The sequence below is a fragment of the Metaprevotella massiliensis genome (assembly GCF_900241015.1).
Genome location: NZ_LT965938.1, coordinates 40,834 through 57,515 on the forward strand (window position 1 = coordinate 40,834; position 16,682 = coordinate 57,515).

Below are 16,682 nucleotides of genomic sequence, written 5' to 3' on the forward strand. Positions count from 1 at the left end.
TTATAATCTATCTATCTCGTCCTGTCGAGATGTTTTTCCTTTATATTTACCCTTTGCTGCATTAAGAGTATATCGTATGCTTAATGTGATTGAACGGGATGCCCCTTGGATGTCAGAAGAATAATCGACAGTATTGGTGAACGTGTCAATTTTCTGTCTCCATGTATTGAATACATCATTAGCCGAGAGTGTGAAAACCCAGTTTCTCCAAGTTTTGTTCAAGGTCACCGATGCCTGCCACGAACCACGGCTATAAATCACATCTTGATTGCCGGTCCCGAGACCGAACAGATTAAAATAAGCATAGAAGCTGCTGGGAATATCGAACCGGTTGTTAAGCGACAGAGTATAGAGTGGTTTGTTGTATTTTCTTACGGGTGAGCCATACTTCAAATCCTGAACGTAGAACACGCCCTGTATGGTGGGATGCCAAAAGCCGAAATCAAGTTGTTGGACAGCCACAAGTTGGAATGAGTTATAATCTGGCAGATTGACTGGTTGTACAACATTAATACGATCGGTGTTGTCATAGCGATATATTGAGGTCACATTCCGTTTGTTCATTGTGAATGAGCTTTGAAGGATAAATTTCTTATAATAAAGATTCAATCCTATTTTGTGGCGGAGAGTTGAACGAAGTTCAGGATTGCCCGTTTCCCAAAGGGTAGGAGTAACATAAACGTATGTGTTGTCAAGAGATTGGTATCCCGGACGAGACACGGATGCTCTGTAAAACAAGCTCATACGAATAGATGAGTTAAAGGATATGCCCAGATTAGGCAACAAGTCTGTATATGATTTTGATAAATCTTCACGAAGAACGTTGTTTTGTCTGAAATCTGTATTGGTTGATTCAAGTCTAAGTCCACCATACATATTCCATGTGTTGTTGGGTGTCCAGTTAAAACCGACAAATCCTGCATAGAGATTTTGTTTTACATTGTCTGTTTCTGGAGCAATAAAATCCTGATTCCCGGTGGAGGACCCCAAATAATCCTGATTGTTGCGTGTATATGAGATTTCCGAGCCAGCCTCTATCTCTACCTTGCTGATTTTTCTTGACAGTACAATTTTTCCTGACCATAAAGAGGCTTTGCTTACATTCGAATTGTAGATCATATTGGTAGAATTGTTCTCATCTACACCCGAGTTGGAAGTACGATAGGATTTTACATAATCGGCGTCTATGCGTAACCCGATATTGGCAGGCAAGGAAAAACTGCCGAAGGTGTTGACATGATGCATAGAGCTTTGACTATGCAGGTCACTTATTGATGCTATTACATCTTCGGTCCCTTGATTTTCCATAACGGATTTGGCATTGCCGCTATAGTGACTCTTGGGAGTGCGCTGAAACGTGTATTTTGCACCAATGGAGTTGTTCCCGAAATCGTAGTTTAGGCCAGCGTCTGCCATGAGGGACTGGCTTCTGCTTTTGGCTTTGGAATAAGTATCAGTACGATATTTTGATTCAGGGTTACTCTCTGAATAAAAACCTTCAATATAATGTCTATCCTGTTTGAAGCCAGAAAAGCCGTATGATAAATCTCCCAAGACGGTAAGTCCGCTTTCTGTATGGTAATTCAGTGACACATCGACAGATTCTGACCATTCTTCACTTGCCGAAACATTACCTGCTGCGACAGCATGGAATCCCTCATTAAGTTTTTTTGTGCGTATGAGAATGACAGATGACACATTGGCGCCATATTTTGATGAAGGGTTGGTGATAATTTCTACATTGGATATATCGTTGGCGGAAAGTGAAGACAACTCACTTATTGAACGCACAAGCCTGTTGTTGATATAGATAACGGGTGTTCCATGTCCAAGGACAGATATCCCACCGCCAGATGCGTCAATCATCGGAAGGTACTTGATCGCCTCCATAGCATTGCCAAGTTTTGCAACAGGATTTCCTGCCATTGAGATTTGCAAGCCCCTCGGCGTTCCCTTGACATATCTCTTACTTCCCCGAACCACGACTTCTGCAAGTTTATTGGTGCTTTCAATATAAATCGTGGTATCACACGGAAGGATTACATCTGTGGTTTTGCATCCTACGGAGGATATGGAAAGAAACATCCCTTCTTTTAATGGGGTGTCGAAACCGAACAGACCGTTCAAATCCGTAAGGGTTGAGCCAACCATAACGGAGTCGGTCTGCATGAGTCTCACTGTTGCGAAACTTACTGGGATGGAATCTTCTAAGGTTAAAACTCGTGATCTGATATTATAGTTCTGATTCTGAGCGAACATAACGATATTCGAGAATAAAACTATAAAAAAAATAAAGAATCTTTTCATTTTCAAATACTATTTATACATGAAGGGTCTGGAAAGAGGGTGTGTCATAATTGACTATGGTCATTTATGGCGCACCCTCTTTCTGTATATCGTTTAGCGAAAGCAAAAACAAAGTTATTTATTGATTTTTGTTATATGGTGTCCCATTGGCTTAAAATTGCCATCCAGACTTTCCACGACACTGAAAATATGGTAAACACAGGTCCATTATGCCGCCTTTTTCGACTTTCCACACATTTTCTTCAGATTGAAGGCAATGGCAAAGAAGGCAAAGTCCATTTCGACCTTGTCTTTTCCAAAATGTCTGAATCGTTTGTAGCCGTAGTCAGCCTTAATCTGTCCAAAGACCGCCTCTGGTTCGATGCACCTGCGACCTCGATGCTTTATTCCGACCTCAGATGTCAGCCTTTCTGATGCTTTGCGCTTGTATTCCTTCAAGCGGTGATTGACTTCTATGACTCTGTTGCCTTTAGCCCTGAAACAAGATCCTCTAAGCGGGCATCCTTCGCAGTTTTGGGCTCTGTACCTTGCGCTTTCCGTCTGGTATCCATTCGCTGTCTTGTCGCGTTTGGTGCCAATGCGTTCCATGTGCTGCCCCATTGGACATACGTAATAGTCTTGTCCGGCATTGTAGAAGAAGCTGTCCTGATGAAATGGACCCGGTGCATAGTGCATACGCTGCTCTTTGTGGAACATGTTGTATTTGACGTAGGCCTCGATACCGTTCTCCTCCATAAAGCGGTAGTTTTCCTCAGAGCCGTAGCCGGAGTCAGCTACCTCAGTGCTTGTCAGATGTCCATAGCGTGCAGCAAAGGAGTACATGAATGGAATGTATGTCAGAGTGTCTGTGGGATTGGGGAACAAGGCGTAGTTGAGGATGAACTGGTTCTCGGTGCCTATCTGTAGATTGTATCCAGGTTTGGTCTGTCCATTGTTCATCGCATCCTCCTTCATGCGCATGAAGGTGGCGTCGGGGTCCGTCTTGCTGAAGGAGTTTCTCTTGCCGAGCGTTTCCTTCTTCTGCTCATAATCTGCAAGAGAGGCCGCCTTTTTCTCTATCTCCTTTATCTGCTTCTTTTTCTCACGCAATGCTTTCTTTGCCTCTTTTGTCTGTGGCGCTTCTTTCGATAGCTCCTCGTTTAGACGTGATGTTATCTCGCAGACCATAGCTGGGGTTATCCCGGTTGACTCGGTCTTGCTTGCATTGTCCTGGGCTATAACGTCGTCTACCTGAGACAGGAGCACGGCAAGCTGACGCTTGAGCTTGTCTATGTTGCGCTCCACGTTCTTGCGCCAGACAAAGGTGTACTTGTTGGCCTTGGACTCTATCTTCGTGCCGTCGACATACTCCACGTCAAGTGTGATGAAACCTTTCTCTGCCAACAGAAGAACCAGCTGTGTGAACACGTTTGAAATCTCGTCTTTCACACGGTTGCGGAATCGGTTGATGGTGATGAAGTCAGGCTTGTTGTAGCCAGCAAGCCAAATAAAGTGGATATCGCGTTTTAGCAATTCCTCTATGCGGCGACAAGAATAAATGTTGTTCATGTAGGCGTAGATGATCACCTTGAGCATCATACGGGGATAGAATGCATTACGCCCTTTTACATGATAAAGTTTCAATATGTTGCTGATATCAATCTTGTCAAGCACATGGTCGATAATGCGTACCGGAGCGTCATCGGCGATATCTTCGTCGATTCTTGAAGGAAAAAGCAGGATTTCCTTGCTTAGATTGGGAATAAATTGTACCTTTGACATACTATAAATTCTTTCCATAAAGGTACAAAAAAAATATGGAATGGCAAAGCCCGTGCTTGTGAAAGTTCGGGCTTTGTGATATGTTAAAAGAGGGTGTGCCAATTTTGACACACCCCCATATCGTAAGAATACATTAACAAGACATCTTTTGTTTTTTCCATAACAATCAGTTTTGCCAATACAAGAAAAACAAGGACTCTTCTCATCAATATGTTTTTCTAATTCTGACAGATAGATCGCTCGTGGGGATCTCCAAATTTTTGCCAATGAATCTTGCTTCAAATCTCCTATGATAAAATTTTTGTTCCAATATAATCGTTCGCACAAATACAGCGAAAAGGTCTTCAATGGCTTCAACTTTTAGTAATTTCATAGCGATGAAGTGCTTTAAGTTAAACATATACGAACTATGAATCCCATAGTAAGGTCTTTTGACGCGATAAAATTCCGGAATCATCTATTGTCTTTGACGGCATAAAGATAGCAATTTTTTGCATCGTTCGCAATAAAAAATAAAAAAAATGCTCATAATGCTATTTTTTAACTTTTCGCAACACTTTTACGGTGACAATCATTCAGATTCCATCTGATAAAAACTCATTTAAAACAGAAAGACTTTCTTGTTATTTCCCAATAATTCCCGCTTTTCTTTCATCTTCTTCATTCTCTTATTATAACTATAATTTAGCAGATGATTTTAGTATTCATCATTACAATTTATAAAAAATGGAATCAAACAGCAATGACAACTATGTGCTGGTCTTGGAAGACCGCACAGAGGTAAAGAACGAGAAAGAAACGGGGAAACTCTCCGTAGTATCTGGTATCGACGACAAGGGCAACCTCAAGACCACCGAAGCCACCGCCGTCAACCAAGCAGCATTTCTGAAGTTCAACAGCAAGGAGGGACTCTTGGAGAACTTCATGAAGAATTTCCTTCGTCAGTTCAACGAGCCGACCCGTTTCGGACTGTACAAGGTGGTGGCAAGCAATGTGGAGCAGGGCGTGGGCAACCTGCGCACCCTGCTCCAAAGCCGTGAGAAGCCCGAAAGCAAGCAGCAGCTGGCAGAGATTGGCGTACCCTTTGAGGACTATCTGCCACAGCAGAAGAACACCACCGCCATCGACCCGGAGAAAGTGGACTGGAAGCAACTCGACCGCCTCGGACTTTCCCGTGAGCAGTTGGAGCAGAGCGGAGAACTCACAAATATGCTCAACTGGCAGAAAAGCAATCTCGTTACGATTGCCATCCCGATGGGCGATACCACCATCTACACCGATGCACGTCTTGCCTTCCGCACGGACGGCGAGGGCAACATCGGGCTGGCTATCCATCCTTTGAGGAAAGAGCCACAACTCGATTTTCCCTATATGGGGTATAAGTTCTCGCCCGAAGATAAGGAGCAACTACTCACTACAGGCAACCTCGGCAAGACCATTGAGGTAACACCCAAGAACGGAGAGCCTTTTGCCGCCTACGTTTCCATCGACCCACAGACCAATGAACTTGTCGCCCTGCGTGCCGACCGCGTGAACATTCCCAAGGAAATCAAGGGTGTTACGCTTTCCGATGCACAATACAAAGACCTCGTGGAGGGCAAAGCCGTGAAGATGGAGGGCATGACAGCCAAGAGCGGCAAGACCTTCAATGCCACCCTGCAGGTCAATGCCGAACGGAAGGGGATTGAGTTTATCTTCGACAACAACCGTGGTTTCAAGGAACGCCAGCAGCAGACACAACAGCAGGGCGCACCCCGCAAACTCTGCGGCTTGGAACTCTCAGCGAAGCAGCGTGAAGCCTTGGACAATGGGCGCACGCTCTATCTGAAGAACATGGTCGATAAGGAGGGCAACTCATTTAATGCCTATGTCCGTATGGACAAGGAACAGAACCGTCCTCGTTTCTATAAATGGAATCCCGATAAGAGCCAAAAAAACGTCAAGGTCGAAGCCGTGGCGGAGGAACACAAGACACAGGTTGCCGTGAATAATCACGGTAAGACCAACGAAGCCACCAAGAACGTGAAGGAGCCGTTGAAGACCGGGCAGACACAACCTACTGCCGCCCAAAAGCAGAAGCAGGACGAAAACAAGCAGAAGAAGTCCCGTGGACGTAAGATGTAACCCTTAATCCTTTACCGACTATGACAACTTGTATTATCGCCGAGAAAACCTCGGTAGCCAGAGACATTGCCCGTATCGTTGGGGCAAATAATAGACAAGACGGATATATAGAAGGTAGTGGCTATGTGGTTACTTGGGCGATGGGACATCTTATTACCCTTGCCATGCCCGAAGCCTACGGCTTTTCCGCCTACAAAGCCGAAGACCTGCCCATTCGTCCCAATCCCTTCCAACTTATCGTGCGACAAGTGCGCAAGGATAAGGAGTACACATCAGACCCCGCAGCACTCAAGCAACTCAAAGCCATTCGAGTTTGCTTTGACAAGGCTGACCGCATCATCGTAGCCACCGATGCCGGGCGTGAAGGTGAACTCATCTTCCGCTATATCTACAACCATTTGAACTGCCACAAACCTTTTGACAGACTTTGGATTTCCTCCCTCACGGATAAAGCCATCCGTGAAGGACTTTCCAATCTTAAGCCGGGAAGCCATTACGATAATCTCTATTACTCTGCCAAGGCAAGAAGCGAAGCCGACTGGCTTGTGGGCATCAATGCCAGCCGTGCCCTGTCCATCGCTCGCAAAGGCGGTTACTCTTTGGGAAGGGTACAGACCCCGACACTCGCTATGGTCTGCCGTCGGTACATAGAGAACCGTGATTTTGCTTCCGTACCTTATTGGAAACTCTCCGCGCTTATGGAGAAAGAGGGCGTGTCGCTGAAAGCCGTGTGCGAAACTGCATTTGAAAATGAAGCCAGCGCACAATCCGCTCTCGCTGTGCTTCACGGACAGAGCGGGCTTAAAGCAGAGTCGGTCGCAAAAAAGGTGGGGCATACCGCACCACCACTCTTGTACGACCTTACTGCCCTGCAGAAGGAAGCCAACAGACACCACGGCTTTTCAGCGGACAAGACCCTCTCTATAGCCCAGACTCTCTACGAGAAGAAAATCACGACCTATCCCCGCACAGGCAGCCGATACATCAGCGAGGATGTCTTCGAGGAAGTACCCGCCCTGCTACGCAAGATAGGTAAAACGCTATCCAATCCGCTTAACCGCCATTCGGTGGACAACGCAAAGATAACCGACCACCACGCCATCATTCCCACGGGGGAAACACCACAGGGCTTATCGGCAGACGAGGTGACCGTCTATCAGATGGTAGTAACCCGCTTTGTCGAAGCTTTTTCTCCCGATTCCGAGGAAGAACGTATGCAGGTGCGGTTCACAGACGGCACCAACGCCTTTACTTGGAAAGCGTGCCGACAAATCTCCTTGGGCTGGAAAGCCGTGCAGAAAGACAAGGCAACAGAAGTGGAGAAGAAAGAGGACGGAGACGAGCAGGTTTTGTCTTCGTTGCCCAACGTGGTAGAAGGAGAATACCTACCTATCCTCGATGTTGAGATTACCGAGCATAAGACCAAGCCTAAGCCACTCTATACGGAGGGTACCTTACTCTCGGCTATGGAAAGTCCGTGCCAACGAGAGCATAGGCAAACTCGTTTGACTATGCCGAGTGCAGCCGGAGTTCGCAGAATGCAAAACGCAGGGAAAGAGGTAGAAGATGCAGAGAGTAAAAAGGCTATGGCAGAATGTGGTATCGGCACACCTGCCACCCGTGCTAACATCATCGAAACCCTTATCCTCCGTGACTATATCCGCAGGGACAGGAAATCTATCATCCCCACAGAGAAAGGCTTGGCAGTCTATGAGATTGTCAAGGACAAGAGAATCGCCAATGCGGAGATGACGGGAAGCTGGGAACTGACGCTTGCCGCCATAGAAGCGGGACAGATGCCGCCCGAAAAGTTCGCGCAAGGCATCAACTCCTACGTCGGCACCATCTGCGAGGAACTGCTCTCCCTTGCCCCCGAACAGAAGTCCTATCCTGTATATCGCTGTCCCAAGTGCGGCTGTGAGAGCGTGGGCATCTATGCCAAGATCGCCAAGTGCAGACACGAGGGCTGCGATTTCCATGTCTTCCGTGAGGTCTGCGGTACGCTTCTCACAGAGGACAACATCCGGGACTTGCTGACTACGGGACGAACGCCCGTCCTCAAAGGTTTGACGAGCAAGGCTGGAAAGAAGTTCAACGCCCGTCTTGTCCTGAATGAAGACTACACCACTTCCTTTGAATTTGAAAGCAGGAAGGGAAAACAAAGAGGGAGATAATCCCGACAGAAACAAAGAGGAACGGAATTGGTCGGGAGATAATATACTTTATATCTTCCGACCTTTTTCCTTCTTAAATTAAAAAGAAAACACTATGGCATACAATAAGAAAGCAGTCTTGGCAGCCAACACGGAAGCCATCCGTGTGGTGCTGCGTCTGGAAAAGGAACGCCGCGAAGCCATCGAGGAAGAAAAAGCCACCCTGCGTGGCTATCAGGGCTTCGGTGGCTTGAAATGCGTACTGAACCGATGTGACAATCCCGACGACCTCCGCTACTGGAGCCAGTCGGAGCAACAACTCTTCGAGCCGACCCAAAGGCTCAAACAGATGATATACCGTGAAGCCGTCGATGCCAATACCGCCAAACGCTATTGGGAGAGCATCAAGGCAAGCGTGCTCACGTCCTTCTATACCGACACCCGCATCGTAGGCGCAATTGCAGATGCACTCACTTCCGTAGATGTACCCATACGTCGCTGCTTAGACCCTTCGGCAGGTATGGGAGCCTTTGCCGAGACTTTCGCAAAGAAGGCAAGCACGGTTGATGCAATGGAGAAAGACCTGCTTACCGCCCGTATCTCACAAGCCCTGCATCCTTACGGGCAAGGCAACATCTTTGTCCGACAAGATCCCTTTGAAGCCATCGGGGAGTTGGAGGATAAGGACAAATACGACCTTGTCACCAGCAATATCCCCTTTGGCGATTTCATGGTCTATGACCGTGAGTACAGCAAGGGCAAGGACATTCTCAGACGGGAGTCCACACGAGCCATTCATAACTATTTCTTCGTGAAGGGACTGGACACGCTCAAGGAGGGCGGTCTGCTGGCTTTCATCACCTCGCAGGGCGTATTGGACAGTCCCAAGAACGAAGCCATCCGCCGTTATCTGATGCAGAACAGCCGTCTTGTCTCCGTCATCCGCCTGCCGTCGGGTATGTTCTCCGAAAACGCAGGGACGGAAGTGGGCAGCGACCTCATTGTTCTTCAAAAACAGACGGGAAAGGAAATCGGTGAAGGCACCGAGCAGCAGTTTGTAGAAACCGCCTCCGTTTCCAAAGGCGATGGCTTCTCCATTGCCTTTAACCACAACTCGCTCTTTGAGGGCGAATGGAAAGACGTCGCCCACCGCACCATCGCCACGGAGCGCACGATGGGTACAGATCCATACGGCAAGCCTGCGTGGGAGTACAGCTTTGATGGGAACATGGACGATATGGCAGAGAGTCTTCGGATTCAACTCTCGCAAGATGTAGGAAAACACTTTGACCGCAAGCTCTACGAGACGGGCGTGCCAATGACGGAGGAGGAACGGCAGCAGGAAGCCGGGAAGCAGCTGCACAAGTTGGAGGTAACGGTTGATTTGCCCGAAGAAAAGCCAACGGAGGATAAGGAAACCGAGAATGCTTACAATCTGATGCCCGACAGCATCAGGAAGCAACTGCCCAAACTGTACAGCACGAAAAAGGGGCTGATAGGCGATAAGGTCGCCTACGCACGCTATTTCTTTCCGATGGGAGCTTACACGGCATATCTCTTGGAGTACGACCCGAAGACTCGTATCGGTTTCGGTGCCGTGACGATGGGCTATGGTTGGGAGCTGGGCAATATGTCGCTCGATGAGATGGAGGAAGTGAAGATACACGGATTGGGCATCGAACGCGATTTGTACTTTACACCCAAGAAACTGCACGAGATTGCAGAATTGGAGGAGATAGTAAGGGGACAATATACCAAGGAACCGATAATCGGGGAAATCAAGGAAAAAGCCGAGCCGACAGTCCAGGCTCAGCCAATGGAGGAGAAGCTTTCCACGGAAGAAGAAAAGGAGGAAGTTCAAGTTGAAAAGGTCAGTAAGTCGGTCAAGGAAGAGGTGGATGGGCAAACCTTGCAAACAACCGACCAAGTTCCCTATGAACCCGCCCCCGAAGGGGTGCCAGCATTGACCCTTCACCGTCAGTATGAACAGGAAACGAAGGAAATTCGCACGGATGTGGAAGCCCCGCGGGAGATGAACGGGCAGACGGTCTATTTCGATGAGGACCATCATCCGATCATCAACGAGAACGAAACAAAAGCAGAGGGGACACTCTTTGCCCCCGAGGAATACAGCCTGTGGACACAGGAAGTGTCAAGGGTGAACAAAGAAATTTCCGAGAACAAGACCGCTCAGCAAAAGACAGCTTCGCCTCCGGCTCACAAAACTCCCGTCCGACGCACCCGCACGCCTCGTAAAAACACTTCTCCATCCCCGAGAGAGCCGTCGCTCTTCGATTTTATGGACGAAGCCGAGCAACGTACCCCACAGCCCATAGCGGAGGTAAAAAAGGAGTTTGATGCCTCACCCCGTCCCTTTCTCTCATCACCCGATGCCCATTTAAGGGACGGCTCCATCGTCGTGCAGAAGGGACAGGTCGGCTTTCTCTCCGACTTGAAGCGGCATCCCACCTTCAATCCGATGGACTTGCCTTATGCGCAAATCTCACGGCTGAAATCGTATGTAGAGATACGGGAGAGCTACCATCGTCTATATGACTATGAGGCAAACAACCAAACTGAGGACAAGGAGGAACGCGAGAAACTCAACCGTCTTTATGACGGCTATGTCCTACGCTGGGGCTATTTCAACCAGAAGGCAAACACCGATGTGATAAAAATGGATGCCACGGGTATGGAAATGCTGTTCTTGGAACGCTCCGAGAACGGCAGGTACATCAAGGCGGACATCTTCGACCATCCCACGGCATTTGCCGCCACCGAACTGTCCGTTGCCGCAGACCCGATGGAGGCATTGGGCGCATCGCTCAACAAGTACGGCACGGTGGAGATTGACTATATGAGTTCCCTGCTTCCCGACATGGAGGAAAGTGATATGCTTTCCGCCTTGGAGGGACGTATCTTCTACAATCCCGAGGAGGACGGCTACGAGGTAGCCGACAAGTTCATTTCGGGCAACGTGATCGAGAAGGCGGAGCGTATCGAGTCGTGGCTCTTGGACCATCCCGAGCATGAGGAAGCGAAGCAGAGCCTTGCCGCCCTGCGTGCCGCCACGCCGACACCGATTCCCTTTGCCGATTTGGACTTCAACCTCGGCGAGCGATGGATACCCGCCAAAGTCTACGACAGGTTCGCCTCGGAGTTCTTCGAGACGGACATCAATGTGTCCTATCATTCCAACATGGACGAGTATTCCATTGTCTGTGACCATAAGAACGCCAACATCTGGCACAAGTATGCCATTCGGGGAGAGTTTCGCCGCTATGACGGCATCAACCTCCTGAAGCACGCCCTTCACAATACCATTCCCGACATCAACAAGAGCAAGGAGGTGACGGATAAGATTACGGGAGAAATAAAAACAATAAAAGTGCGTGATGGACACGCCATACAGATGGCGAACGCCAAGATTGAGGAGATACGGCAGGGCTTTGTCGATTGGCTCGGACGGACACCCGACACGTTCAAGCAGCAGCTCTCCGACCGTTACAACCGTCTTTTCAACTGTTTTGTACGACCCAACTTCGACGGCACGCACCAGACCTTTCCCGATCTTGATTTGAAAAGGTTAGGCATAGCCGACCTTTACAAGAGCCAGAAGGATGCCGTATGGATGCTCAAGACCAACGGCGGGGGTATCTGCGACCACGAGGTGGGAGCGGGCAAAACACTCATCATGTGTACGGCAGCCTACGAGATGAAACGGTTGGGACTGGCGAACAAGCCGATGATTATCGGACTGAAGGCAAACGTATTCGACATTGCCGACACGTTCCGCAAGGCTTATCCCAATGCGAGGATTCTCTATCCGGGCAAGAACGATTTCAGCAAGCAGAACCGCCAGCGTATCTTCAATGACATCAAGAACAATGACTGGGACTGCATCATCCTCACGCACGAGCAGTTCGGAATGATACCGCAGGCACTGGAGATACAGGAGGCTATCCTGCAGAAGGAGATGGACTCCGTGGAGGAGAACCTCGAAGTCCTGCGTATGCAGGGAGCGGACATCTCCCGTGGTATGCTCAAAGGCTTGGAGAAGCGCAAGCAGACACTTGAAGCGAAGTTGCAGAACATACAGGACAGCATCGCCGAGCGCAAGGACGATGCCGTGGACTTCAAGATGATGGGCATTGACCACCTCTTTGTCGATGAAAGCCACCAATTCAAGAACCTGATGTTCAACACCCGCCACGACAGGGTGTCGGGCTTGGGCAATCCCGACGGCTCACAGCGTGCCCTGAACATGCTCTTTGCCATACGCACCATACAGGAGCGGTCTGGCAAGGACTTGGGGGCAACCTTCCTTTCGGGAACGACCATCAGCAACTCACTGACAGAATTGTACCTTCTGTTTAAGTACCTCCGCCCGCAGGCGTTGGAGCGGCAGGGCATCAACAGCTTTGACGCTTGGGCGGCAGTCTTTGCCAAGAAATCGACCGACTATGAGTTCTCCATCACTAATGAGATTATCCAGAAGGAACGGTTCCGCACTTTCATCAAGGTGCCGGAGCTTGCGGCGTTCTATGCAGAGATATGCGACTTCCGTACCGCTAAGGACATCGGTATCGACCGCCCCGAGAAGAACGAGATACTGCACAACATACCGCCAACGCCGGAGCAGGAGGAATTTATCGGCAAGCTGATGGAGTTCGCCAAGACGGGTAACGCCACACTTTTGGGACGTGCGCCGCTCAGCGAGAGCGAGGAAAAGGCAAAGATGCTCATCGCCACCGACTACGCCCGCAAAAGATTCAAGAATTTTGTATCTTTCAGATAATCAACAAACTAAGAACGAATAAAGGATAAATGGGTTACGACTTGGAAACGAGCGAGTTTCTTACCCTTTCTTTATTCTGCATTACTTCAAAGAGCACTTAAATTGATAATGCAAAGATAATATTTTCTGATGAAAACAGTGTATTTTTAGAGAAATAAATTGTAGATACACCTTAAAATATTCACATCTAATTCTATTGGCACTTATTTATTCAAGTTTTAGTGTTGTTATTATGCTATCAAAAAGGCTCATAATCAATTATTTTACACTGTAAAGTAAGATAAATGCAAGTTCCAAAACGAAGTGCAATAAAAGAGTAGCCCTCGCCGAGAGATGCAGACGTTCTCGAAGCGTAGCGAGAGGTTGTCTGCATCTCTCGGCGAGGAAAAAAACAACCAGCAATACAAATAAAAAAAGGGAGACCGCTGTCTCCCAAAGATTAACTAACTTTGTATTGCAAATGTATCATCAATTAATCTCGGAGCAAAGGTCGCAAATTTTCGCCTTACTTCAAAAGAAAACAGGGAGAAAAGAGATTGCCGCAATCGTCGGCATCAGTCAGTCAACACTATCACGTGAAATCAAACGCAACAGCACGCCATCGGGAAAGTATATCTGGACAAAGGCGCACGATATGGCTATGCAGCGCAGAAAGAGAACGGTAAAGAACGCCAGGCTCTCCGATGAATTAGTCTGGAGGATTAAGGAATATATCACCAATGACCAGTGGTCTCCACGACAAATATCAGGTTATCTGCGCAAGAATGAGGGAATAAAGGTGTCCCACCAATCCATTTATAATATCATTCATAATGATACAACAGGGGAACTTGCCAAACACACAAGGCATAAGATGAAATACAGACATCGTCCCAAGGGCAGACATCTTCCAATTAAAGACAGGTTGAGTATCCATGAAAGAAGTAAGGAAGTTGACGGGAAGAGATTCGGAGATTTTGAGATGGACTTGATCGTAGACCCTGACCAGCATACCATACTCACACTGGTAGAGAAATCCACCAATATGCTGCTTATGCAGAAACTGCCATTTGGAAAGCAGTCAAAGCCTCTGGCAAAGGTAGTTAGGAAACTGCTGCTACCATACAAGGACTGTCTGAAGACCATTACAACAGACAACGGACCTGAATTTGCAGCACATAAGGACATTACCAAGTTCTTAGGCGTGCCCGTATACTTCGCTGATCCATATTGTTCTTGGCAAAAGGGAGCGATTGAGAATACAAATAAACTAATCAGACAATATATACCGAAAAAGGATTCGTTTGAACATTACACAGACAAGAGAATTATGTCGATACAAAAGAAATTGAACGAAAGACCGAGAGAAAAATTAAACTTTTCTACACCTAAGTGCGAGTTCTTCAAACACGTTTTGTAATTTTGCACTTGCTGGTTGACTCTACGTAAAGATGCAATTTCAAGAAATCGCAAAAAAAAATTACAGAATAATTGGAAATACATTTTTTTTTGTTTAACTTTGTAGTGTCTAACTATAAAACATATATAGCCTAATTGTTATAGCTTATAAATATGAGCACCTTATAGATTCCCTTGCTAGGACCATATAATTATAACACATGGCATAATACTAACCAAATTAATGATTAGCAAAAATGAGTACAAAGATGAGCAATTAGCTATATTAATATAAATAAGTAGCTAAGAGAGGTAATTTATTTAACTATGTCAAACAATTAAAAAATAATAATTATGTCAAAAGGGCTAACATTTGAATTAATCGATTTAAGCGAGGTAAAAGGAGGTTTAACTTCCGTTGCGAATGCAGGTTGTGGCGGTAGTAATGGAAATTGTGGTGAGAATAGTGGCTGTGGCGGTGACAATGGAAACTGTAGCCATGGAAGTGGCTGCGGAGGAAGTAATGGAAATTGCAGTAGCCAACAACAAGAACCATCTCCTTTTATTCATTTATAGAGTTGCTATAAAATTTGATACAAGTTTGCAATATTTTGTTGTTAAACTTTAATTCGAAAATTGTATAAGATTATAGGAAAGTATTTCTAAGAATTGCTTTTGTGAATATTCTTTAGAAAAGTCTGTTGAATTATGAGAGAAAGCTTTTTAAAATTCGCTTTTAATATGAATATTTTTTAAGTTTGAGTTTTATGAAGCTTTCTTTGTTCATTTTTATATAAATTTGAATATATTAAGTATGGTAGAATTATTACACTTAATAAAGGGTGAAGAAAGTACTCTCGCATTTCATCCTCAAACCTATTCCATCTTGGATTTACCCCAACAGGTATACAAGGTTTTATCATTATATCAAAAAGGGATTTCTATTGGACAAATTGCCCTAACAACGGGATATAAAGAGGGAGAAATTCTGAACCTACTTGAAAATCTTAATCATTGTCTTGAGTCTATTCATATTCCGAAAGTTTCTAATTGTTTTCATGATAAGAGACACATATATCGAATAACGTTACACATCTCGAACGATTGTAATCTAAGGTGTCGCTATTGCTATGCGACAGGCGGAAATTATAATCAAAAAAGAGAACTTATGTCATACAGTACTGCTGATTCTTTCATAGATTTTTGCAGATTTCATTTCGATCAGATTGAAAATATAGTCTTCTTTGGAGGAGAACCTCTTCTCAATATTAAAATAATAGATTATGTTTGTAACAGTTTTGAATCTCTATACGAAAAAGGAAAAATAAATAAAATGCCGTCTTTCGGTATTATTACCAATGGAACTATAATGAATAGTTCTATCCTAAAAATCCTTATAAAACACATAAAGTTTATTACAATAAGCATAGATGGACCCGAAAAAATTAATGATGCAAATAGAGTCTTTCCTGACGGTAAAGGAAGTTATGAAAAAATAATTTCATTTATAAATACCATTCGCAAAAATAGTAATATCTCCATAAAATATGAAGCCACATATACTGACATTAATATTAGAAATAATATAACACATACTGACTTACATAAGTTTTTTAACTCTATCGGCTTAGAAGGTATAATAACTGACGACATTAACATAAAAGGCTCTTCTTCCATTCAGAAGGTTTCAGAAGAACTTAAATTTTCAGAATTAGAACTCCCAGAAGGATTTTGGAGTATTCTATCTTCAATTGTATACAAAGAGCCTAAGCAAATGTGCCAAATAATAAAAAAAACTTTTGCTGTATCTACTACTGGAAATATATACGCATGCCATATGGATAATGGGATAGAAGAAGCTAATATGGGAAATATATTTGGGAAAAATATATTTAATTCCCCTGAAGAATACATTCGCAAACACCCCTTAATTCCCTTATTAGACAATAAGGAAAAGACATGTGGGGGATGTTGGGCTATAAATATCTGTGCAGGCTGCACTAGGAAATGGTTTTTCAATAAAAAGAATAGCAGATATGAAGTTATACCTAATAAGGGTTTATGCATACAAAATAGAGAACATATTGAAAGGATAATCCTTCTAATTAGCAAAATAAGGCTCTATAACGAATCGTGTGGGTAGGTAGCGAATATTTCTCGTC

The 16,682-nt window shown here is 45.7% G+C and carries 7 protein-coding genes and 2 pseudogenes; 6 read left to right on the plus strand and 3 right to left on the minus strand.

All coding sequences use genetic code 11. From position 1 onward, the window contains the following. The 3 genes and pseudogenes from C1709_RS00470 to C1709_RS01060 all read right to left on the minus strand — a co-directional run. Entirely contained in the window at positions 1–2,151 is a 2,151-nt protein-coding gene (locus C1709_RS00470; RefSeq protein ID WP_237581491.1) for an outer membrane beta-barrel protein, read from the minus strand. Positions 2,152–2,514: 363 nt separating this feature from the next. Beyond that, the gene (locus tag C1709_RS00475; protein WP_102285003.1) at positions 2,515–4,068 is read right to left on the minus strand and encodes an IS1182 family transposase; all 1,554 of its coding nucleotides are present in this window, start codon (positions 4,066–4,068) and stop codon (positions 2,515–2,517) included. 192 nt (positions 4,069–4,260) lie between these two features. Continuing rightward, a pseudogene (locus C1709_RS01060) lies at positions 4,261–4,425 on the minus strand (SPASM domain-containing protein); the annotation flags it as partial. 369 nt (positions 4,426–4,794) lie between these two features. On the opposite strand from C1709_RS01060, the gene C1709_RS00480 reads away from it, so the two are divergent. From C1709_RS00480 to C1709_RS00505, 6 genes and pseudogenes are all read left to right on the plus strand, one after another. Continuing rightward, the gene (locus C1709_RS00480; protein WP_004336030.1) at positions 4,795–6,192 is read left to right on the plus strand and encodes a DUF4099 domain-containing protein; all 1,398 of its coding nucleotides are present in this window, start codon (positions 4,795–4,797) and stop codon (positions 6,190–6,192) included. A gap of 20 nt (positions 6,193–6,212) precedes the next feature. Further along, positions 6,213–8,366 (plus strand): type IA DNA topoisomerase, encoded by a 2,154-nt coding sequence (locus C1709_RS00485; protein WP_102285004.1) that lies wholly within the window; start codon positions 6,213–6,215, stop codon positions 8,364–8,366. Positions 8,367–8,460: 94 nt separating this feature from the next. Next, a pseudogene (locus C1709_RS00490) lies at positions 8,461–13,113 on the plus strand (N-6 DNA methylase); the annotation flags it as partial. 490 nt (positions 13,114–13,603) lie between these two features. Next, entirely contained in the window at positions 13,604–14,542 is a 939-nt protein-coding gene (locus C1709_RS00495) for an IS30 family transposase (protein ID WP_025878271.1), read from the plus strand. 402 nt (positions 14,543–14,944) lie between these two features. Then, positions 14,945–15,148, plus strand: coding sequence for a hypothetical protein (locus C1709_RS00500; RefSeq protein WP_036864110.1), 204 nt, complete (start codon positions 14,945–14,947; stop codon positions 15,146–15,148). A gap of 186 nt (positions 15,149–15,334) precedes the next feature. Further along, a complete protein-coding gene (locus C1709_RS00505) occupies positions 15,335–16,663 on the plus strand; it encodes a radical SAM/SPASM domain-containing protein (protein ID WP_102285006.1) in 1,329 nt (442 codons plus the stop codon). Positions 16,664–16,682 lie beyond the last annotated feature (19 nt).

What these genes read in the sequence shown, in the direction of transcription:
- C1709_RS00470 (WP_237581491.1), bottom strand. Translation starts at nt 2,151, where the DNA reads ATGGTTGGCTCAACCCTTACGGATTTGAACGGTCTGTTCGGTTTCGAC.
- C1709_RS00475 (WP_102285003.1), bottom strand. Translation starts at nt 4,068, where the DNA reads ATGTCAAAGGTACAATTTATTCCCAATCTAAGCAAGGAAATCCTGCTT.
- C1709_RS00480 (WP_004336030.1), top strand. Translation starts at nt 4,795, where the DNA reads ATGGAATCAAACAGCAATGACAACTATGTGCTGGTCTTGGAAGACCGC.
- C1709_RS00485 (WP_102285004.1), top strand. Translation starts at nt 6,213, where the DNA reads ATGACAACTTGTATTATCGCCGAGAAAACCTCGGTAGCCAGAGACATT.
- C1709_RS00495 (WP_025878271.1), top strand. Translation starts at nt 13,604, where the DNA reads ATGTATCATCAATTAATCTCGGAGCAAAGGTCGCAAATTTTCGCCTTA.
- C1709_RS00500 (WP_036864110.1), top strand. Translation starts at nt 14,945, where the DNA reads ATGCAGGTTGTGGCGGTAGTAATGGAAATTGTGGTGAGAATAGTGGCT.
- C1709_RS00505 (WP_102285006.1), top strand. Translation starts at nt 15,335, where the DNA reads ATGGTAGAATTATTACACTTAATAAAGGGTGAAGAAAGTACTCTCGCA.